17 protein-coding genes are annotated in these 20,124 nt (G+C 63.2%); 6 read left to right on the plus strand and 11 right to left on the minus strand.

Translation table 11 applies throughout. The features are described from left to right. Positions 1–64: 64 nt before the first annotated feature. The 5 genes from BLR69_RS24665 to BLR69_RS24685 form a co-directional block, all read right to left on the minus strand. Positions 65–1,447: a PepSY-associated TM helix domain-containing protein gene (locus tag BLR69_RS24665; RefSeq protein ID WP_071492986.1), complete on the minus strand. Its 1,383-nt coding sequence runs from the start codon at positions 1,445–1,447 to the stop codon at positions 65–67. A gap of 124 nt (positions 1,448–1,571) precedes the next feature. Next, complete coding sequence (locus BLR69_RS24670; protein WP_071492987.1) at positions 1,572–3,641, minus strand: TonB-dependent copper receptor; 2,070 nt, start codon at positions 3,639–3,641, stop codon at positions 1,572–1,574. Between the two features lie 93 nt (positions 3,642–3,734). Next, positions 3,735–4,136, minus strand: coding sequence for a DUF2946 domain-containing protein (locus BLR69_RS24675; RefSeq protein WP_071492988.1), 402 nt, complete (start codon positions 4,134–4,136; stop codon positions 3,735–3,737). A gap of 11 nt (positions 4,137–4,147) precedes the next feature. Further along, a complete protein-coding gene (locus tag BLR69_RS24680; RefSeq protein ID WP_071492989.1) occupies positions 4,148–4,630 on the minus strand; it encodes a copper chaperone PCu(A)C in 483 nt (160 codons plus the stop codon). 46 nt (positions 4,631–4,676) lie between these two features. Continuing rightward, positions 4,677–5,072, minus strand: coding sequence for a DUF2946 domain-containing protein (locus BLR69_RS24685; RefSeq protein ID WP_071492990.1), 396 nt, complete (start codon positions 5,070–5,072; stop codon positions 4,677–4,679). Positions 5,073–5,648: 576 nt separating this feature from the next. Here BLR69_RS24685 and BLR69_RS24690 point away from each other — a divergent pair. Beyond that, entirely contained in the window at positions 5,649–5,897 is a 249-nt protein-coding gene (locus tag BLR69_RS24690; RefSeq protein WP_071492991.1) for a DUF6124 family protein, read from the plus strand. Positions 5,898–6,015: 118 nt separating this feature from the next. Here the strand turns inward: BLR69_RS24690 and BLR69_RS24695 are convergent, their stop codons facing one another. Together BLR69_RS24695 and cbiE are read right to left on the minus strand one after the other, a co-directional pair. Beyond that, entirely contained in the window at positions 6,016–6,735 is a 720-nt protein-coding gene (locus BLR69_RS24695; RefSeq protein WP_071492992.1) for a cobalt-precorrin-6A reductase, read from the minus strand. Next, positions 6,732–7,937, minus strand: a complete 1,206-nt coding sequence (gene cbiE, locus BLR69_RS24700; protein ID WP_071492993.1) for a precorrin-6y C5,15-methyltransferase (decarboxylating) subunit CbiE — start codon at positions 7,935–7,937, stop codon at positions 6,732–6,734. Before cbiE ends, BLR69_RS24695 begins: the two co-directional genes overlap by 4 nt. A gap of 38 nt (positions 7,938–7,975) precedes the next feature. Here cbiE and cobG point away from each other — a divergent pair, with 38 nt between their 5' ends. The 5 genes from cobG (at position 7,976) to BLR69_RS24725 (ending at position 13,325) form a co-directional block, all read left to right on the plus strand. Then, positions 7,976–9,322: a precorrin-3B synthase gene (cobG, locus tag BLR69_RS24705; protein ID WP_071492994.1), complete on the plus strand. Its 1,347-nt coding sequence runs from the start codon at positions 7,976–7,978 to the stop codon at positions 9,320–9,322. After that, positions 9,315–9,941 (plus strand): precorrin-8X methylmutase, encoded by a 627-nt coding sequence (locus BLR69_RS24710; RefSeq protein WP_071492995.1) that lies wholly within the window; start codon positions 9,315–9,317, stop codon positions 9,939–9,941. The genes cobG and BLR69_RS24710 overlap by 8 nt, the downstream gene beginning before the upstream one ends. Further along, entirely contained in the window at positions 9,941–10,672 is a 732-nt protein-coding gene (locus BLR69_RS24715; protein WP_071492996.1) for a precorrin-2 C(20)-methyltransferase, read from the plus strand. The genes BLR69_RS24710 and BLR69_RS24715 overlap by 1 nt, the downstream gene beginning before the upstream one ends. Beyond that, positions 10,672–12,309 carry a precorrin-3B C(17)-methyltransferase gene (gene cobJ / locus BLR69_RS24720; RefSeq protein ID WP_071492997.1) on the plus strand — a complete coding sequence of 546 codons (1,638 nt, stop codon included), beginning with the start codon at positions 10,672–10,674 and terminating at the stop codon, positions 12,307–12,309. Before BLR69_RS24715 ends, cobJ begins: the two co-directional genes overlap by 1 nt. Positions 12,310–12,545: 236 nt before the next feature. Then, on the plus strand, positions 12,546–13,325 hold the full coding sequence (locus tag BLR69_RS24725; RefSeq protein ID WP_071492998.1) for a hypothetical protein: 780 nt from the start codon (positions 12,546–12,548) through the stop codon (positions 13,323–13,325). Here the strand turns inward: BLR69_RS24725 and BLR69_RS24730 are convergent. The 4 genes from BLR69_RS24730 to purH form a co-directional block, all read right to left on the minus strand. Further along, on the minus strand, positions 13,322–13,918 hold the full coding sequence (locus tag BLR69_RS24730; RefSeq protein ID WP_003171467.1) for a MarC family protein: 597 nt from the start codon (positions 13,916–13,918) through the stop codon (positions 13,322–13,324). The two genes, BLR69_RS24725 and BLR69_RS24730, sit on opposite strands and share 4 nt — an antisense overlap. A 238-nt stretch (positions 13,919–14,156) precedes the next feature. Further along, positions 14,157–16,928 carry a hybrid sensor histidine kinase/response regulator gene (locus BLR69_RS24735; RefSeq protein WP_071492999.1) on the minus strand — a complete coding sequence of 924 codons (2,772 nt, stop codon included), beginning with the start codon at positions 16,926–16,928 and terminating at the stop codon, positions 14,157–14,159. A 100-nt stretch (positions 16,929–17,028) separates the two neighbouring features. Further along, positions 17,029–18,321, minus strand: coding sequence for a phosphoribosylamine--glycine ligase (gene purD / locus BLR69_RS24740; protein WP_071493000.1), 1,293 nt, complete (start codon positions 18,319–18,321; stop codon positions 17,029–17,031). 125 nt (positions 18,322–18,446) lie between these two features. Continuing rightward, the gene (gene purH, locus BLR69_RS24745) at positions 18,447–20,054 is read right to left on the minus strand and encodes a bifunctional phosphoribosylaminoimidazolecarboxamide formyltransferase/IMP cyclohydrolase (RefSeq protein WP_071493001.1); all 1,608 of its coding nucleotides are present in this window, start codon (positions 20,052–20,054) and stop codon (positions 18,447–18,449) included. Positions 20,055–20,124 lie beyond the last annotated feature (70 nt).

Consider the following 20,124-nt stretch of genomic DNA (forward strand, 5'->3'; position numbering starts at 1 on the left):
TGCGTCGAGGGCGAAAGCCCGCGTAAGACTACATAACGCCTCTATGTGGGGCATCTCGCCTATTTCATGTCGAACCTGAGGCAGATTCACGTTGTGCGAACAGCCGCGACAGCACCAGGCGATCCAACACCCACACCACGATCAGCGACGCGCCCACCAGCGGAAAAATGATCGCCAGCCCGAGCATGATCACCATCGCGGTTTTCCACTTCGGCAGGTCGTGGCGCAGCGGCGGAACACCCAGCCCGCCCACCGGCCGACGTTTCCACCAGATCACCACGCCGCTGACCGCGCTCAGCAGGATCATCAGGCAGATCAGCAGCACGATCAGCTGGTTGACCCAGCCGAACATCTTGCCTTCGTGCAGCATCACCCCGGTCTCGGTGGCGCGCGCCACCAGGTTGTAGTGCTCCCAGCGCACATCGGCGAGGACCTTGCCGGTGTACTGGTCCACGTGCAGGGTGGCGTCGTTGCGAGGGTCGTTGGCGAACACGGCGATGGTGAATACACCTTCGGCGGTGGTGGGAAAGGTGATGCTGTAGCCGGGCTCGACGTGGCGCGCGGTGGCCAGGTCGACCACCTGTTGCAGGCGCACCGTGGGCGCGGCTGGACCGGTGTGCAGGGCGCCGTGGTTCATGTGCTCGGCGTGGTCGCCGGACATCGGCATCGGCGTGTTCTCCATGGCCCAGGGCACGGTCTGTTGACTGGCTGTATTAAGGCTGCGCGCCTGCTGGTCGGACTGCGGCACGTTGTTCCACATCGCCGCCGGGAAGCGATTCCAAAGTTCGGCGTACTGCTTACCCCAGAAGCCGGTCCAGGTCATGCCGCTGAGCAGCATCACCAGTAACAGCGAGGCGCCCCAGAAGCCGGTGACCGCATGCAGGTCACGCCAGAAAACCCGGCCTCGGGCAGTGAAGCGCGGCCACAGAACACCGGCGGATGACTTGCCACGCGGCCACCACAGGTACAGGCCCGACACCACCAGCATCACGCCCCAACCGGCAGCGAGTTCCACCAGGCGGTCGCCGACCGTGCCGATCATCAGCTCACCGTGCAGGGCGCGGGCGATGGCTTGCAGGTTGTATTTGGCATCCTGCTCGCCGAGGAGCGTGCCGCGATACGGGTCGACAAAGACCGTCACGTCGCGCCCGTTGTTATGCATCACGAATTGCGCGCTGCTGGTGGCGTCAGCGGGGGGCAGGTATTTGCTGATCACGCCCTTGGGGTAGGCCGCCTGGGCGCGTTGCAGTTGCTCGTCGGCGCTGAGGGCGTGCTCGGCGCTTTGCACCTTGAGCAGGTCGCCGTACATCAGCGGGTCGAGCTGGGGTTTGAACAGGTAGATGATGCCGGTCAGGGCCAGCAGCACCATGAAAGGGGTGACGAAGAGGCCGGCGTAGAAGTGCCAGCGCCAGGCCAGGTTGTAGAAGGATATTTTTTGAGTGCTCATCGGGGGCTCCGCAAGGCTTTGGATTTTTTGTGTCTGGTTGGCCGTCATCGGGGGCAAGCCCCCTCCCACATTTGATGGTGTTCACAAAATCAAAAGTGTGGGAGGGGGCTTGCCCCCGATGCTCTTAGAAGCTCATGTCGACTTTGGTCCAGAGCGTTCGCCCTGGCTCCTTGATGGCTTGCGGGTCGGTGGCCGGGTAGCCGAACCCGGCGTTGCCGGCCAGGTTCAAGTGCTCGGCGTAGGCCTTGCCGAACAGGTTGTCGACGCCGGTGCTGACCTTGAAGTGCTTGTTGATGCGGTACGCCGCGTTCAGCGAGAACACGCCAAAGCCGCCGCTCTTGTCGTAGTCCTTGCCGACCACGTTGCCCTTGTTTTGGTCGATGCGGTTCTGCGCCGCGACCACACGCCACAACGCACCGGCGCTCCAGTCGTCTTCGCTGTAGGTGAGGCCCAGGCGTGCATCCAGCGGCGGCATCTGTGGCAGCGCCTTGCCGTCGCTGCTGTTCTTGCCCCAGGCGTAGGCGAGGGTGGCGTCGGCTTTCCAGTTGCGCGTCAGCTTGTACGCCGCGCCCAATTCGCCGCCCATGATGCGGGCGTCGACGTTACGCGCCTGGGAGGTGGTGCCCATCATCCCGGGCCTGTAGTCGAACAGGATGAAGTCCTGCACCCGGCCAATGTACCCCGAGGCCCAGGCCTCCAGGTCGTCGGCTTTGTATTGCGCGCCGAAGTCGAGCTGGGTGGTTTTCTCCGGCGTCACGCCGTCGAAGGCATTCACCGAGCCGACCGCGCCGGTGTTGGGCGAAAACAGCTCCCAGTAATCCGGGAAGCGTTCCGAATGGCCCAGGCCTGCATAAACGGTAGTGGGGCTATCGGCCAGGTCGTGTTCATACCGCACGAAGCCCGAGGGCAGGGTGTCGGCGCGGGTGTCGTCGGCGGTCGGGTTGGGGCGGGTCATCATCCCCGAGCCGCTGGTTTGGCGGAAATCCTTGGCCGAGGCGCGGTCCACGCGCGCACCGGTGATCAGGCGATCACGGTCGGCGGCGTACCAGGTCAGTTCGCCGAACACGCCGTAGTTATGGAAGTTGGCGTCCTTGACCCGCGGCAAGTCCTTGTAGGTGTCGATGCCCATGCTGCTGCGCTGGCGGTGTTCGTTGGTCTGCGCGTCCAGGCCACTGATCAGTTGCACATCGGCCCAGCGCCAGGTGGCCTTGATACGTGTGCCGAGGGTGCGCCGGTCGACGTTGGACGCCATCGGCCCCGCCATCATGCCGGTGCCGGACGGTGTGCGCAGGCTGTAGTTGTCCATCACATGGTCGGCGTAGTTGTAGTAGACCTGGGCCTCGACCTTGTCCAGCACCTCGCCGATGTTGGACTTTTCAAAGCGCAGCCCGAGGCTTTCACGCAGGAACTGCGAACCGTCCATGCCGCGCCCGGCGTAACGTGCTTCGCCATCGCCACGGCCAGCGGTGAGTTCCAGCAGGGTGTCGGCGTCGGGGGTGAAGCCGACCGCCACATCGCCATTCCATTTGTCGTAGCGCGAGGCGACGGTGTCGTTGTTGCCGTCCTTGTAGTCATCGGCGTGGGCCTGGTTGCCGATCACCCGCACGTAGCCCAGCGGCCCGCCGGCAGCGGCATCGATGACCTTGTCGAAGCGCCCGTTGGAACCGGCCAGCACACTGGCGTTGAGGCGTGTGCCCAGCTCACCGAACTGCTCCGGCTCGCGCTCGAACAGGATGGTGCCGGCTGACGCGCCCGGGCCCCAGAGCACGGTTTGCGGGCCTTTGATCACGGTGAGCTTGTCGTAGGTCTCCGGCGAGATGTACGAGGTGGGCGCGTCCATGCGGCCGGGGCAGGCGCCGAGCATCATGCTGCCGTTGGTGAGGATGTTCAGGCGCGAGCCGAACATGCCACGCAGCACCGGGTCACCATTGGTGCCGCCATTGCGCACCAGGGTGAAGCCGGGGATGGTCTTGAGGTAGTCGCCGCCATCGCTGGCGGGCACCGGCTGGCGTGGGTCTTTGGGGTTGGTGATAACGGTCAGCGGTGAGCTGGGGGCGATCGCCGTGATCACGGTGGGCGTCAGCTCATGTTCGGCGTGCTCGTCGGCCTGAGCGTGAGGTGCCAGGAGCGCACCGCACAGGGCGGCGAGCACGGGGGTATATCCCAAACGGGTGTCAGCAGAAAACCTGGACATGACAAATTCCATCAATCAGTCGTAAACAACACGGCCAGCAGCCTGCGGCTGTCTGTCTAAAGTCGGCCGGGGTGAAGTAACGGTGTTAAGTGCTTACGAAGCGATGGGCGGAGCGCGGCTGCGGGCGCCAGGGAAGATGCTCTGCCGGGCATGGCCCAGGCGTGTGGCGGGGGGGAGGGCGTTGGCCGGCGGCGGGCTGCTCAGGGTGAAGGTTGAAACGCCGCCGGGCAGGGCGGGGCAGCTATAGAGCAGGTCACAATAGCCGCACTTGGACCAGAGGGCGTGGTGGTCGTCAGGGGCTTTCTGGTGATGGGCATCGCCGTGGTCCATCGGCATGTCCATGGACATGGTCATCGACATACCGGCGTGATGATCCACCGGCATCGCTTGGGAAATCAGCGGACCGATGAAGATCATCAGCATGGCGAACAGGCTGATCCAACTGCCGCGCTTCAGGCGAGCATGTGGAGATAACCTGGCGCGAGGGGCGCCCATCGCGTGTCAGCCTATTGGGTGTGCTTGTGTTCGTGGGCGGCCATCGGCGGCACTTTCTGCACCGACACTTCCACCTCGACCTTGCCGGCTTTTTCGAAGGTGAGGGTCAGCGGGAATTGCTTGCCGTCGGCCAGCAGGCTGCGGTCCTTGAGGCCCAGCAGCATCACGTGATAGGCCATGGGCGCGAAGGTCAGCTCGCCCTTGGCCGGTACGGCGACGCTGGGCACCTGCTGCATCTTCATCAGGTCGCCCTGCATCACATGCTCATGCAGCTCGGCCTTGTCTGCCACCGGCGTGTCGACGCTGAGCAGGCGGTCCGGGCTTTCTCCGGTGTTGTGAATCACAAAGTACGCCGCGACGGTCGGCGCATTCGGCGGCAACTCCTGGGACCAGGGATCGCTGACCAGCAGGTCGCCGGCCTTGTAGTCATCGGCATTGGCAGCACTGAACACCGGCAGCAACAACGCGGCCAGAAGCAGGGAAGATTTGAGCATGGCAGTTCTCCAGAACGGTTCTAAACGCAGTTCACTTGCGAAGAAATCAGACCGTTGGAGAGGCACGGGGGTTGAGGCTCGGCCATTGCTGGCGCGGGGTGGGGCTTTGCAGCTGGGGTGGCGGCAAGCTCTGTGAAGTATTGAATCGGGTGAGATACAACTGCGGCACATGCCCCGGCAACGCCACCAACGGCGCCGAGCCCGAGCAGCACCAGCAATGCTGCATGGTGGAATGATCGTCCTGCTGCGGCGCCGGGATCTCCAGCTTGCCCAGGGCGATGGTCTTGAGGCTCGCGCCATTGGAGGAACAGAAACTGCCCCACAGCAATTGCTGGACCGGGTCGCTGGACTGCTGCATCGCGCTGGCCATCGGCATGGCAAAGGCGTTGAACAGCACTGCAAGGCAGGCGATCCAGACGATTGCAAAGCGTTGACGGGCCATGGCGGACAATCCGTAGGGTTAAACGATCAGGCGGGTATTTAGCCTGATCGGGGGGGATAAGTAAAAAGGGGCGGTGTGGTTTGGTGTCGCAGTGTCAGTGGTTGAGGATAGACGGGAACTGAAAGGTTGCCGATATCAAGGGCAACGCGGTGCTAATTGTGGGAGCGGGCTTGCTCGCGAAAGCGGAGTGTCAGCCAATACATGTGGTGACTGACACACCGTCTTCGCGAGCAAGCCCGCTCCCACATTTTGGATTGCGCTCGGCTCGAATATGGAGTCATTCGACAGAAATGTCCGACAAGCCTTTAAGGTTGCCCCTAGGAAACTCAGTCCCTAGTCTCCGTACACCGCTGCAAACGCAGCGGCCGGGCGTCGCGGCCCGAACGGATCAAGCATTGCCTCCTTTCAGTTGACGCTTTTTTATCGTCTACTGTGCGGCGCTATGGTGGCTGTGCGCGGGATACCTTCGGGTATGCCGGTTTCCTTGATCTCCGGTCCGCGAACCTGCGCACAGCTGCCACCCCTATCGCGTCGCGGCGATGAGTGGCAGCTCCACTTAGATTAAGGAGCTTCACAATGATCAAACCTGCCCCAAATCCCCCCGTCCGGCTCTTCACCGTGGCCGATGGAATCAGCAGTGAAGATCTTTTGGTCAACCTCAGCGAAACCCTCGCCTCAGCCAATGCGCTGAGTTGTGACATTGCCTTCAACCTGGAAGGCGCGCCACGCGAAGCATTGCTCGGCGTCGCGCAGTTGATTGAGCTGGCGCAGTTGCTTGCGGAGCGTGTACACGATGCTGCCGGGCAAACGAAAAGCGCTGCATGATGATGCCGTTCTAAATGTGGGAGGGGGCTTGCCCCCGATGGCGATGGACCCGTCACAGATGTTTAGACTGATACACCGTAATCGGGGCAAGCCCCCTCCCACACTGAATCGATGCTGTTTAGAGAGTGGCGATTGCCTGTAGTACCGCAGGCACAGTAGTGAATTCTCGATCCACCATCGCCAACACCGGCCGCTTCAACACCAACACCGGCACCCCAAGCTCCCGCGCCACTTCCAGCTTCGGTTCCGTCGCAGTGCTGCCACTGTTCTTGCTGATCAACACATCAATGCCACGCCGTGCAAACAACGCACGCTCATCCTCGATCAAAAACGGCCCCCGCGCGCCAATCACTTCACAGCGCGCATTCCCCGGATACACATCCAGCGCGCGCAGCGTCCAGAACTGCTCCGGCGGGATTTCATCAAGATGCTGCAACGGCTCGCGGCCCAAGGTGAACAGCGGGCGTTTGAACGGCTTCAACGCTTCAATCAACGACGCCCAATCGCTGACCTCACGCCAGTCATCCCCCGCTTGCGGCTGCCACGCCGGACGCCGCAGTGCCCAACATGGCACGTCGCTCAACTGCGCAGCCTCGGCAGCATTGCGGCTGATCTGCGCCGCATACGGATGGGTCGCGTCGAGAATCAGGCTAATCCCTTCATCCCGAACAAACTGCGCCAATCCCCCAGCCCCACCATAACCGCCGACCCGCACCTGGCAGGTCAGGTCGGTGGGCACGCGCCCAACCCCGGCCAGGCTGTAGATATGTTCCGGGCCCAATGTACGAGCAATGGCCAACGCTTCGGTCACGCCGCCCAACAGCAGGATGCGTTTCATAGCGGCTTGACCACGTCCAGCAAGGTGATCGGCAGCGCCTGGCGCCACGTATCGAATTCCCCCAACGGCTGCGCCTGCGCCACATGGATGCGGGTCAACTCACCGCCATGCTGCGCACGCCAGTTCATCAAGGTCATTTCACTTTGCAGGGTCACGGCATTGGCGACCAAGCGTCCGCCCGGCCGCAGCTGCTGCCAGCAGGTATCGAGCACGCCGTCACGGGTGACGCCGCCGCCGATGAAAATGGCGTCCGGTGCTTCCAGGCCAAACAACGCCTCGGGCGCCTTGCCGCGAACCAGGTGCAGGCCCGGCACGCCAAGGGCGTCGCGGTTGTGCTCGATCAGGCCTTGGCGGCCTTCATCGGCTTCAATCGCCAATGCACGGCAGCTCGGGTGCGTACGCATCCACTCGATACCGATGGAGCCGCTGCCCGCGCCCACGTCCCACAGCAATTCGCCGGGCATCGGCGCGAGGCGGGCGAGGGTCATGGCGCGCACATCGCGTTTGGTCAGTTGGCCGTCGTGCTTGAAGGCTGAATCGGGCAGGCCCGCCAGACGCGACAGGCGCGGTGTTGCGCCAGAGGCCACGCAGTCGATGGCGACCAAGTTCAAATCAGCGACTGAGGCGTGCTGCCAATCACCCGCCAAACCGTCGATACGCCGCTCATCCGTGCCGCCCAAGTGCTCGAACACGCTCAAACGGCTCGGCCCAAACCCGGACTCAGCCAGCAGTGAGGCAATCAAGGCAGGGCTGCGACCGTCATTGCTCAACACCAACAAGCGCACGCCACTGGCCAGGTGCGCATTGATCGCCGCCAACGGCCGCGCCACCACCGACAACGTCACCACGTCCTGCAACGGCCAGCCCAACCGTGCCGCCGCCAGGGACACCGACGAGGGCGCCGGTAAAATCAGCAATTCTTCAGCAGGCACCTGCCGCGACAGGCTGGCCCCCACGCCATAGAACATCGGATCGCCGCTGGCCAACACGCACACAGGTTCGCCGCGCTGCGCCAGCACCGCCTCAAGCGAAAACGGGCTCGGCCACACCTGGCGCTCGCCACGGATACACACCGGCAACAGGTCCAACTGGCGCTGAGCACCTATAATCCGCGTGGCGCGCAACAGGGCATGCCGGGCGTTCCTGCCCAGCCCCTTGAAGCCGTCTTCACCGATGCCTACAACCGTCAGCCAGGGCGACATATGAATTCCTTGAACGACATCCGACGGGCAGGCTTTTCATGCCGCCGGACAAAGCAGGCATAATACCGCGCCTTTACCCACCAACCGGTAGCCCCGTGAACCCAACGCCTTCTGTGAATACCTTGCGCCCCTCGGCTTGTCCGGGGTTGCTGCGCATTGTCCAGGCGTTGGACGGCGGTATTTGCCGGATCAAATTGGCCGGTGGTTCGATCACCAGCAAGCAAGCCCAAGTGGTGGCAGATGCGGCCCAGGCCTATGCGGGCGGGGTGATCGAGGCGACTAACCGTGCCAACCTGCAGATTCGCGGGATTGGTGCCCAAGAGCAGGCATTGATCGCCCTGCTGTTGGACGCAGGCCTGGGTCCCGACAATGCCGCCGGCGACGATGTCCGCAACCTGATGCTCAGCCCCAGTGCCGGGATCGACCCGCAGATGCTGTTCGACACCCGCCCGTTGGCTGAGCAGATCCTCGCCACCCTGCAAAACCATCCCCGTTTCCATGAACTGTCAGCCAAGTTCGCCATACAGCTGGATGGCGGCGAAGCCTTGGCGATGCTCGAACATCACCACGACCTGTGGCTGTCGGCCTTCATGCGCAACGGCCAGACGCTCCTCGCGTTCGGCCTGGCCGGTTGCCCGGGGCTGGATACACCGCTGGCCGCCGTACCGCTGGAGCAGGGGCATGCGCTGGTGGTGGCTGTGCTGGAGGCGTTTCTGGACATTGCCACTCCAGAACAAACCCGCATGCGCCACCTTCCTGTGGATAACGTGCTGAGTCACTTAAACCTGTCGCTATTGCCTGCTGATGGCTTCAAACGCCCGCCCAGCGGGGCTTTTCTGCACCTCGGCACTTATCCACAAGAGCAAAAGAATCAGTTCTACGTCGCCGCCATCGCACCCTTGGGCCGCCTGAATGCGACGATGCTCAAAGGCGCCGCACACCTGGCCAGCGAGTACGGCGACGGCACCCTGCGCTTCACGCCTTGGCAAGGCGTGCTGCTGCCCAACATCGAAAAACCGCACGCCGTGACCGAGCGCCTGGCGCAACTGGGCTTCCTTTGCTCCATCGATCAGCCGCTGGCGCGCATGACCGCCTGCACCGGCGCCAGCGGGTGCGGCAAGGCCCTGGCCGACACCAAGGCCGATGCCGTGCAAGTGGCTGCCTTGCAGCCCGGCCATGACGTGCACCTGTCCGGCTGCCCCCGTTCCTGCGCGGCTGCGCACGTCGCGCCGGTCACCTTGCTGGCGGTGAGCCCCGGCCACTACGACCTCTATTTTCGCGAGGCAGCCCAACCCGGTTTCGGCCGGCTGCACGCGCGCACCCTTTCCATTGAAGCGGCGGGCGCCCTGTTGCGCGCTCGTCCACGGAGCAACACCGATGATTGATTACATCCGCGACGGTCAGGAGATCTATCGCAACTCCTTCGCCATTATTCGCGCGGAAGCCAAGTTGGAGCGCATTCCGGCCGACCTGGAAAAACTCGCGGTGCGGGTGATTCATGCGTGTGGCATGGTCGAAGCCATCGACGGCCTGCAGTTTTCCGAAGGCGCGGGCAAGGCCGGGCGTGATGCGTTGGCCGCTGGCGCGCCGATCCTGTGTGATGCGCGGATGGTCTCCGAAGGCGTGACCCGTGCGCGTCTGCCAGCCAATAACGAAGTGATCTGCACCCTGCGCGACGACAGCGTGCCGCAGCTGGCGCGCGAACTGGGCAACACCCGTTCCGCCGCCGCGCTGGAGCTGTGGCGCCCGCACCTGGAAGGCAGCGTGGTGGTGATCGGCAATGCGCCGACCGCGTTGTTCTACCTGCTGGAAATGCTCGATGCCGGTGCGCCTAAACCTGCCTTGATCCTGGGTTTCCCGGTCGGGTTTGTCGGTGCTGCCGAATCCAAGGCGATGCTGGCGGCGGACAGCCGTGGCGTGCCGTTCGTGATCATGCAGGGTCGCCTGGGCGGCAGTGCGATGGCCGCCGCGGCGGTGAATGCCCTGGCCACGGAGGTCGAATAATGCCGGCACGCGGACGTTTGATCGGCCTGGGCGTAGGCCCTGGCGATCCGGAACTGATCACCCTCAAGGCGTTGCGCCTGCTGCGCGAATCGCCGGTGGTGGCGTACTTCGTGGCCAAGGGCAAGAAGGGCAATGCCTTCGGCATCATCGAAGATCACCTGGTGCCCCAGCAGACCCTGATGCCGCTGGTGTACCCGGTGACCACCGAGGTACTGCCGGCACCGATGTCCTATGAGCAGGTGATCAGCGATTTCTACGACGCTGCCAGTGTTGATGTCGCCGCGCACCTGGATGGCGGCCGTGATGTGGCGGTGATCTGTGAAGGCGACCCGTTCTTCTACGGCTCCTACATGTACCTGCATGACCGCCTCGCCGAACGCTACGAAGCGCAAGTCATCCCCGGCGTGTGCTCGATGCTCGGCGGCGCCTCGGTGCTGGGTGCGCCGTTGGTGTATCGCAACCAGAGCCTGTCGGTGCTCTCGGGCGTGTTGCCCCATGAGGATCTGAAGCGCCGCCTGGCAGACGCCGACGCAGCGGTGATCATGAAGCTGGGCCGCAACTTCCCGAAAGTGCGCCAGGTGCTCGAAGAGCTCGGCCTGGCCGAGCGTGCGTTGTACGTGGAGCGGGCGACCATGGCCAACCAGAAGATCGTGCCGCTGGATCAGGTGGATCCGGCGTCTTCGCCGTACTTTTCGCTGATCATCGTGCCGGGTGAAAGGTGGCAAGGTTGATGAACCCGGCGATTGTGATTCTGGGTCAGGGCAGCCTGGCCACCGCGCTCCGGATCCAGCAGGTTTATCCCGAGGCGCTGATCCACGGTCTGGCCGGACGTGTTGAAGGCGCGGACCGGGCTTACAGTGAGTTCGGCGCGACCCTGCGTCAGCTCTATCAACAAGGCACGCCGCTGATTGTGCTGTGCGCCGCCGGTATCGTGATTCGCACCCTGGCGCCATTGCTGCTGGAAAAAGGCGAAGAGCCGGCCGTGCTGGCCGTGGCGGAAGATGGCAGCGCCGTGGTGCCGTTGCTCGGTGGTCTTGGTGGCGTGAACGTCATGGCGCGCGAGATTGCTGCCGTGTTGAACGTGGCGGCGGCGATCACCACCAGTGGCGAACTGCGGTTTGGCACCTGCCTGCTCAACCCGCCGCAGGGCTATGAACTGGCCGACCTGGAGTTGGGCAAGCGGTTCGTTTCCGACCTGCTGGCCGGTGAACACGTGCGCATCGAGGGCGCAGCGCCGTGGCTGGATCAGGCCAACTTGCCGCAGGACCCGCAAGCGCGCCTGGCGATTCATGTCGGCAGTGCCGAGCGCCAACCCACCGCCAATGAATTGCTGATCTACCCGAAGAACGTCAGCGTGACCTGCAAGCCCGGCGCGCAATTGGCCGAGCGTGTGCGCACGGCATTGCATGAAGCGGGCATTGCCATCCAGTCCCTGGCGTGCCTGCTGGCCAGCGACACACAGATGGCCGAAGCGTCGCTGCATGACGCGGCGTTGGAGCTGGGTGTGCCGTTGCGTTTTACCGGCGTTTCCCAGGACGCCGATATCGTGGTCAGCGTGGCTGAACAGCCGCTGGACTTGTCGCAGATCGGTCGTGTTCGTGGTCGCCTTGCCGTGATCGGCCTTGGCCCCGGTGCCGCCGAGTTGATGGTGCCTGCCGTGAAGGCCGAACTGGCGCGTTGCACCGACGTGCTCGGCTACGAAACCTACGTGCGCATGGCCGGCCCGTTCCGGGAGGATCAAGTGCAGCACTGCACCGATAACCGCGAAGAAATGCAGCGTGCCCGCCACGCCTTCGAGCTGGCGGCCCAAGGGCGCTCGGTGGTGCTGGTGTCGTCCGGCGACCCGGGCGTGTTCGCCATGGCGGCTGCGGTGATCGAGGCGCTGCACGAGTCCAGCGACCCCACCTGGCATCAGGTCGACCTGGAAGTCCTGCCGGGCGTCTCGGCTTCGCTTGCCACCGCCGCCCAGGCCGGCGCACCGCTGGGCCATGACTTCTGCGTGATGTCGCTGTCGGATAACCTCAAGCCCTGGTCGATCATCGAAAAGCGCCTGGACCTCGCGTCCCAGGCCGACCTTGCCTTGGCGTTCTACAACCCGATCTCGCGTTCGCGGCCGTGGCAACTGGGGCGCGCCCTGGAAATCGTCGCGCTGCATCGCACGCCGCAAACGCCGGTGGTGCTGGGCCGTGATATCGGTCGCCCGGGGCAGACCCTGCGTGTCACCTCGCTGGGGGAACTGACGCCGGAGCAGGTGGACATGCGCACCATGGTGCTGATCGGCTCATCCACCACCTGCACGTTCCCCCGTGCTGGTGGTGGTGAATGGGTCTACACACCGCGCTGGTACGGTGAAAAACCCGCCTCCTGAAAACGGCCTGTCGTCTGCCTGAAAGCGCCGAATAGCCCAGGGATTTTCCTGGCGTTGTTTGGCGCTTTTTCTTTCTTTTGCGACGAAATGTGGAAGCTCGCCCGTCATGCCGCGTCATTGCTGGGCGTTGCGGTTCAACGGGTTGCGCCAAGGGTTTTTTATCGTCTGGAAAGCCCACCGGCCAGTGAACTAGGGTGGACACAAGCCCCACGTTGGGGTGCTTGTGGAGAATCAAAATGGAGCGACATCACAGACGGATCAACAGTACAAAAAGGCGCAAGTTGATTGCCGCCTACAAATTACCGGGCGCGTCAGGCAAGCACGCGTCTGTACCGCTGGACACCGAAGATGACTTCAATGCGGCGGTGGTCAACAACAGTGTGATTTCGTTTGCCGAAGGCCTTTCGGGTCTGAACCGAGAGTACGTGCGTAAAAGTTATCTGCTGGCCAGCAGCTACGTCAGCGATGTGTTGAATGTGCACCGCGGTACCGAGGACTGGTACGACGAATTCATCAAGGTGATGGTCAGCCTGGGGTGGCTCCCGGTGCGTAGCCGCTTCGAACGGGTTTCACGTTCGGGCAAGGGGCTGACCGTGCAGTTGGCGGCGTTGAACCTTATTGCCACGCTATTGGCTTCCACGTCCTTGTCCGCGCCGCTGCTTAGCGTGATGCCGAAACTGGCGGCGGATGCATTGGAGGCGTTGAAGCAGGCGCCGGCGTCTTTTGAATTGTTCAAGCGCAACAGCTCGGTGCACCAGGGCGGTGATTTCGGCCTGGCCTCCTGTGCCGAAACCGATGGCGAATTGACGATGGTGCTGGTGACCTACAGCACTCACGGCGTGAGCAAACAGGTCGGGCTGCCCTTCCTGGAGTGGGACAGTTCCTCGTGCGAGGCCTTCAGCGGGCAGACGTGCCTGGTGCTGAATACCTCGGTGGTCAACGAAAAGACCCTCCAACTGATGCGCGAGAGTGCGGGAGACAAAGTACAACTGGCGATTGCCAAATACCGGATCTAAGGCACCAGGTAGCCGCGCACCCCGGTGAAGATGATCTGCGCGGCCAGGGCGCAGACGAACAGGCCCATCAACCGGCTGACAATCTGCAAGCCCTGGTCACCGAGGATGCGTTCGATACGGTTGGACAGGTACAGCACCACGCCCACCGTGAGGCTGGCCAGGGCGATGCTGAGGATGGCGGTGAGCTTGTCATCCCAGTGCGGTTGGCTCACGCCCATCACCAGCAGCGCACCGATGGTGCCGGGGCCGACGGTGAGCGGGATGGTCAGCGGCACGATGGTGACATCCTGCTGCACGTTGTCGGTCTGCACCGCCGACTTGCCCTGGGCCATGCCCAGGGCGGAAATGAACAGCACACTGCCGGCGCCGATGCGGAAGGCGTCGACGGTGATGCCGAACACACTGAAAATCACCCGGCCGAACAGGTAGAGCAACACGCTCGATACCAGGGTCGCCAACGCCACCTTCCACGCCAGGCGCCGCCGTTCCTTGCTGGAGTAGCCACGGGTCAGGCTGATAAAGCAGGACAGCACGAAGAACGGGCTGTAGAGCACCAGCATTTTCAGGTAGACGCTGAATAACACGTGGAGCATGGGGGCGGCTCGCAGGAGGAAAGTGTGGAGAGTCTATCAGGCGCCAGAGATCAAATGTGGGAGGGGCTTTTGTGGTGAGCGGGCTTGCCCCGCGCTGGGCTGCGAAGCAGCCCCAATAAGAACGCCGAGTTATGTCAGGCACTCTGCGGCGTTTGGTTTTAGGGCCGCTTCGCGCCCCAGCGCGGGGCAAGCCCGCTCACCACAAAAACCAGTTCCTACAGGAGGGCAACGTTTCAAGTTAAGACGGGGCGTGCTCGGGCCTTTGCTGACGCTGCGCCACCCAGAACTCCACCAACTCGCGCAACTGCGACAACTCCACCGGCTTGGCCATATGCCCATCCATCCCGGCCTGGCGCGCGCGCTCCTTGTGTTCCGACAGAATGTGCGCCGTCAACGCCACCACCGGCGTGCGGATACGCTGGTGGCTGACTTCCCATGCGCGCAGTTGCTGGGTCGCCGAGAAACCATCGAGGATCGGCATTTCACAGTCCATCAACACCAAGTCATAGCGCTGGGCCTTCATTGCTTCCAGCGCTTCCTCGCCATTGCTGGCAGTGTCCGGACTGAGGTTGAGCTTGCCGAGCATGCCGCGAATCACCTTGGTGGAGATGCTGTTGTCCTCGGCTACCAGGATGCGGAAATCCGTCGGCACGGTGATGGCGGCCGGGACGTTGAGGACCGGGCGTGGCGGCACGTTGCCTTTGCTGCGTTGGGTCAGTTCATCCGCCAGGGTGGTCTTGAGCGTGTAGCCGGCCACCGGTTTGGCGAGGATGCGCTTGATCCCGCAGTTGCGCGCGATGATCTTGCTCGGCGCATTGCTGATGCCGGTAAGCATGATCAGCAGGATGTCGTGGTTCAGGCTCGGGTCTTCCTTGATCTTCGCCGCCAGTTGCATGCCGGTCATGCCGGGCATGTTCTGGTCCAGCAGCACCACATCGAAGTAATCGCGCAGGTGCGCCTTGGTGCGCAGCAACGCCAGGGCTTCCTTGCCCGAGGGCACGGCGCTGACGTTGAGGCCCCAGGCCGAACATTGTTGCACCAGCACTTTGCGGCAGGTGTCGTTGTCGTCCACCACCAGCACGCGCGCGCCTTTGAGCGGGCCGTCGAGGTCGGAGGTCGGGTGTTCCAGGCGTTCCGGGTCCAGCGGCAGGGTCAGCCACAGGGTGCTGCCCTGGTGGCTGCCGCTCTTGATGCCGAACTCGCCATTCATCAACAGGATCAACTGGCGGGCGATAACCAGGCCCAGGTGGCCGTTCAAACGGGTGGCCGAGAAGAAATTCTTGCTGTGCAGTTCGCTGTGCAGCAGGGCATCGCGCTCGGCGGGTTCCATGGGCAGGCCGCTGTCCTGGACGGCAATGCGCAGGCGTGGCTTGGTACTGCGGTCGTCCAGGGCAACCACGATCAGCACTTCGCCTTCATCGGTCTTTTGCAGGGCATTTTCCAGCAGGCTCAACATGGCCTGGCGCAGGCGCGTCGGGTCGCCGCTGATCACGCGGGGCACCTGGGGCTGGATAAAGCTGATCAGTTCGACGTTCTGCTGCTCGGCCTTGGCGCGGAAGATACTCAGGCAGTCTTCGATCAGTGCGTTGAGGTCGAATTGCACATCGTCCAGTTCGATCTGGCCGGATTCGAGCTTGGAGATATCGAGGATTTCATTGATCAGCGTGAGCAGTTCGTTGCCGGCGCTGTGAATGGTCTGCACATAGTCACGCTGTTTCACCGACAGCGGCGTGCCCAGCAGCAGTTCGGTCATGCCCAGCACGCCGTTCATGGGGGTGCGGATCTCGTGGCTGATCTTGGCCAGGAACTCGGCCTTGGCCGCGATTTCGGCATTGCTCGCCGCCAGGTCGCGGCTGAGGCTGAAACGCGCCTCGACAATCGCACGCTGGCGTTCGCCCAACGCCAGGCTCATCAGCAGACCGCTCAAGCAGATGAACGCCAGCAGCGTGACGATCAGGCCCTGGGGCGAGACCATTGTCAGGCCCAGCAACGCCGGCAGGATGATCAGCGTACCGATGTTGAACACCACCATCGCCGCCACGAACAGGCGTGCCGGGCGGTAGCCTTTCTGCCAGTGATAGGCCGAGACAAACAACATGCTCAAGCCGGCCAGGGCCACCAGGGCGTAGGTGATGATGTTCAGTGGCAGGGTGTTGACGAACAACAGCAACAGGCCGCACAGCACGATGAACAGGATGTCCGCCATCAGCAACTTGTTCAGCGGGTGAGGGCCCAGGGGCATGAAGAACCGGTAGGCAAACATCAAGCCGCAGGGCGCGGTGAGCAATAGCGCCAGGTAGGCGCCGGGCGTCTGGATCGCATGCCAGTTCGGCAGCCATGGGCCCACCAGGTTGAGCAGCAGCGCCAGGCTGAGCATCAGCAGCACTTCGCACGCCGCCAGCCACAGGCTGCTGCGCGAGCGGTGATAGGCGAAGCGCGTCAGGTTGTGCAGGATCAGCATCAGCAGGCAGCCGAACAGCAGGCCGTAGATCAGCGTCTGGGTCTGGTCGGCGGCGGCGAGTACGGCTGGTTCCAGGGTGATGTAGGGGCGCAGTTCGTGTTCCGAGACCAGGCGCAGGTAAACCTCGAGGGGCTTCTGGCTCTGGGGCATCGGCAGCATGAAGTCACTGCTGGGCAACGGTCGTTCAGCCTGGGGCTGGCGTGTGCCGGTGCTTTGTTGTTCCACCAGGGTGTCGCCGTCCAGCACGTAGAGGCTCAGGTGCGACAGGTCCGGGGCGAATACCCGCAGCACTTGTTCGTGCTTGCCGGGTTGCAGCTTGAAACGTACCCACAGCGCACCGTCCGGTTCCGCAGCGGTAATGCGGTCCAGTTCGATGGGGCTGAATTGGTTGGTGTAGCGCGAGGAACGGATGTCGCTCAGCTGCAGGTCGGCCTGTTCATCAAGCAATACTGCCCAGCCACTGCCTTGTGCGGCGGCCTGGGCCGGGAACAAGCAGAGCAGTGTCAGCAGACTGACAGTGAAACCTATGGCGATCCTGAGCCAGCGCACGGCGAAATCCCTTCGTAGGTTGATGCACGGTTAACTATGCGCGGGTAGGCCTGCATACGGCAAGGGCCAGAGGCCCCTGCCTAGCCGAACGGATAGCTGCTTACTGGTTCTCGCCACGCTCCCGCGCAATGGCGCGATAGCCGATGTCCTTGCGGTAGAAGCAGCCTTTCCAGTCGATCTTCGCCGCCAGCTTGTACGCCTGCTGCTGTGCGGCGTCGACACTGGCACCCATGGCGGTGGCGCATAGCACACGGCCACCGGCCGTCACGACCTGGCCATCCTTGAGCGCGGTGCCCGCATGGAACACCTTGCCTTCCAGCGTAGCAGCCGCGTCCAGGCCTTCAATCACATCGCCCTTGGCGTAGTCGGCAGGGTAGCCGCCGGCCGCCAGTACAATGCCAACGCTCGGACGTGGGTCCCACTGCGCTTCAACCTTGTCCAGTGCCTGGGCCAATGCAGCCTCGACCAACAGCACCAGGCTCGATTGCAGGCGCAGCATCACCGGTTGGGTTTCCGGGTCGCCGAAGCGGCAGTTGAACTCGATGACTTTCGGGTTACCGGCTTTGTCGATCATCAGGCCGGCATACAGGAAACCGGTGTACACATTGCCTTCGTCGGCCATGCCGCGCACGGTCGGCCAGATCACCAGGTCCATGACGCGCTGGTGCACGTCGGCCGTGACCACTGGGGCAGGGGAGTAGGCCCCCATGCCACCGGTGTTCGGGCCGGTGTCGCCGTCGCCGACGCGCTTGTGGTCCTGGCTGGTGGCCATCGGCAAGACGTTCTTGCCGTCGACCATCACGATGAAGCTGGCTTCTTCGCCGTCGAGGAACTCCTCGATGACTACGCGGGAACCGGCGTCACCGAACGCGTTGCCGGCGAGCATATCGCGCACGGCGTCTTCGGCTTCCTGCAGGGTCATCGCCACGATCACGCCTTTACCGGCAGCCAGGCCATCGGCCTTGATCACGATCGGCGCACCTTTTTCACGCAGGTAAGCCAGGGCCGGCTCGATCTCGGTGAAGTTCTGGTAGTCGGCAGTCGGGATCTTGTGGCGGGCCAGGAAATCCTTGGTGAACGCCTTGGAGCCTTCCAACTGGGCCGCACCGGCGGTAGGGCCGAAGCAGTCCAGGCCACGGCTGCGGAACAGGTCGACAACACCGGCAACCAGTGGCACTTCCGGACCGACGATGGTCAGGGACACATTCTTTTCAGCGAAGTCGGCCAGTTGCTCAAGGGCCAGCACGTCGATAGCAACGTTTTCGCACTTGGCTTCAATGGCGGTGCCGGCGTTGCCGGGGGCAACGAAGACTTTCTGGACGCGTGGGTCCTGGGCAACTTTCCAGGCCAGGGCGTGTTCACGGCCACCGCTGCCAATGATCAAAACATTCATTTCAAAAACCTCGTGTGGATGATCGTTCCCACGCTCTGCGTGGGAATGCCTCTACGGACGCTCTGCGTCCCAGGGACGCGGAGCGTCCCGGGCTGCGTTCCCACGCGGAGCGTGGGAACGATCAATCAGTGGCGGAAATGGCGCATGCCGGTGAAGACCATGGCGATTCCGGCCTCGTCGGCTGCGGCGATCACTTCGGCATCGCGCATCGAGCCGCCCGGTTGGATCACGGCGGTCACACCGGCTTTCGCGGCGTTGTCCAGGCCGTCACGGAACGGGAAGAACGCATCGGAAGCCATCACCGAACCCACCACCTGCAAACCGGCGTGCTCAGCCTTGATCGCGGCGATACGCGCCGAGTTCACCCGGCTCATCTGGCCAGCGCCGACACCGATGGTCTGGCGGTTCTTGGCGTAGACGATGGCGTTGGACTTCACGTACTTGGCCACTTTCCAGGCGAAGATCAGGTCGTTGATCTCTTGCTCGGTCGGTGCGCGCTTGGTCACCACTTTCAGGTCGGCGCTGCCGATCATGCCGATGTCACGGCTCTGTACCAGCAAGCCACCGTTGACGCGCTTGTAGTCCCAGGCCGCCGCACGGTCAGCCGACCACTCGCCGCAGGCCAGCAGGCGCACGTTGGCTTTGGCGGCGACGATGGCGCGGGCTTCTTCGCTGACGCTTGGGGCGATGATCACTTCGACGAACTGACGCTCGACGATCGCTTTAGCGGTCTCGGCATCCAGTTCGCGGTTGAAGGCAATGATGCCGCCGAAGGCCGATTCGGTATCGGTGGCGTAGGCCAGTTCGTACGCCTGGCGGATACCGCCTTCAGCGTCCGGGCTCACGGCCACGCCGCACGGGTTGGCGTGCTTGACGATCACACAGGCCGGCTTGACGAAGCTCTTCACACATTCCAGCGCGGCGTCGGTGTCGGCCACGTTGTTGTAGGACAGCTCTTTGCCTTGCAGTTGGGTCGCGGTGGCGATGCCCACTTCGGCAGGCTTGGCCTCCACGTAGAACGCCGCGCTCTGGTGCGGGTTCTCGCCGTAGCGCATCTCCTGGGCCTTGATGAACTGGCTGTTGAAGGTGCGCGGGAATTGGCTGCGGCCTTCTGTGCTGAGGGTTTCAGCGGTCTGGTTCACGGTGCCCATGTAGTTGGCGATCATGCCGTCGTAGGCGGCGGTGTGTTCGAACGCCTTGAGCATCAGGTCGAAACGCTGGGCGTAGGTCAGGCCACCGGCTTTCAGGCTTTCCAATACGTTGGCGTAATCGCTGGTGTTGACCACAATGGCCACGTCTTTGTGGTTCTTGGCCGCCGAACGCACCATGGTCGGGCCGCCGATATCGATGTTTTCGATGGCGGTCGGCAGGTCGCAGCCTGGCTTGTTGATGGTGGCTTCGAACGGGTAGAGGTTGACGGCCACCAGGTCGATCGGCTTGATGCCGTGCTCGGCCATGATCGCGTCATCGGTGCCACGACGGCCGAGGATGCCGCCGTGGATTTTCGGGTGCAGGGTCTTGACCCGACCGTCCATCATTTCTGCGAAACCGGTGTAGTCCGCCACTTCCACTGCGGCCACGCCGTTGTCCTGCAGCAGTTTGAAGGTCCCGCCCGTGGAGAGGATTTCCACGCCCAGGGCTTCCAGCTCCCGGGCAAATTCGAGGATCCCGGTCTTGTCGGAGACACTGATCAAGGCGCGGCGGATCGGCAGGCGGGTAGTCTGGTCGGTCATTTCAATTTCCATCAAAAGCAAAGGAGTCAGCAAAAAAGGCGACCGTTTTTTACGCGGGCGCCTTTCTGGT

The sequence above is a fragment of the Pseudomonas azotoformans genome, from assembly GCF_900103345.1.
Classification (GTDB): domain Bacteria; phylum Pseudomonadota; class Gammaproteobacteria; order Pseudomonadales; family Pseudomonadaceae; genus Aquipseudomonas; species Aquipseudomonas azotoformans.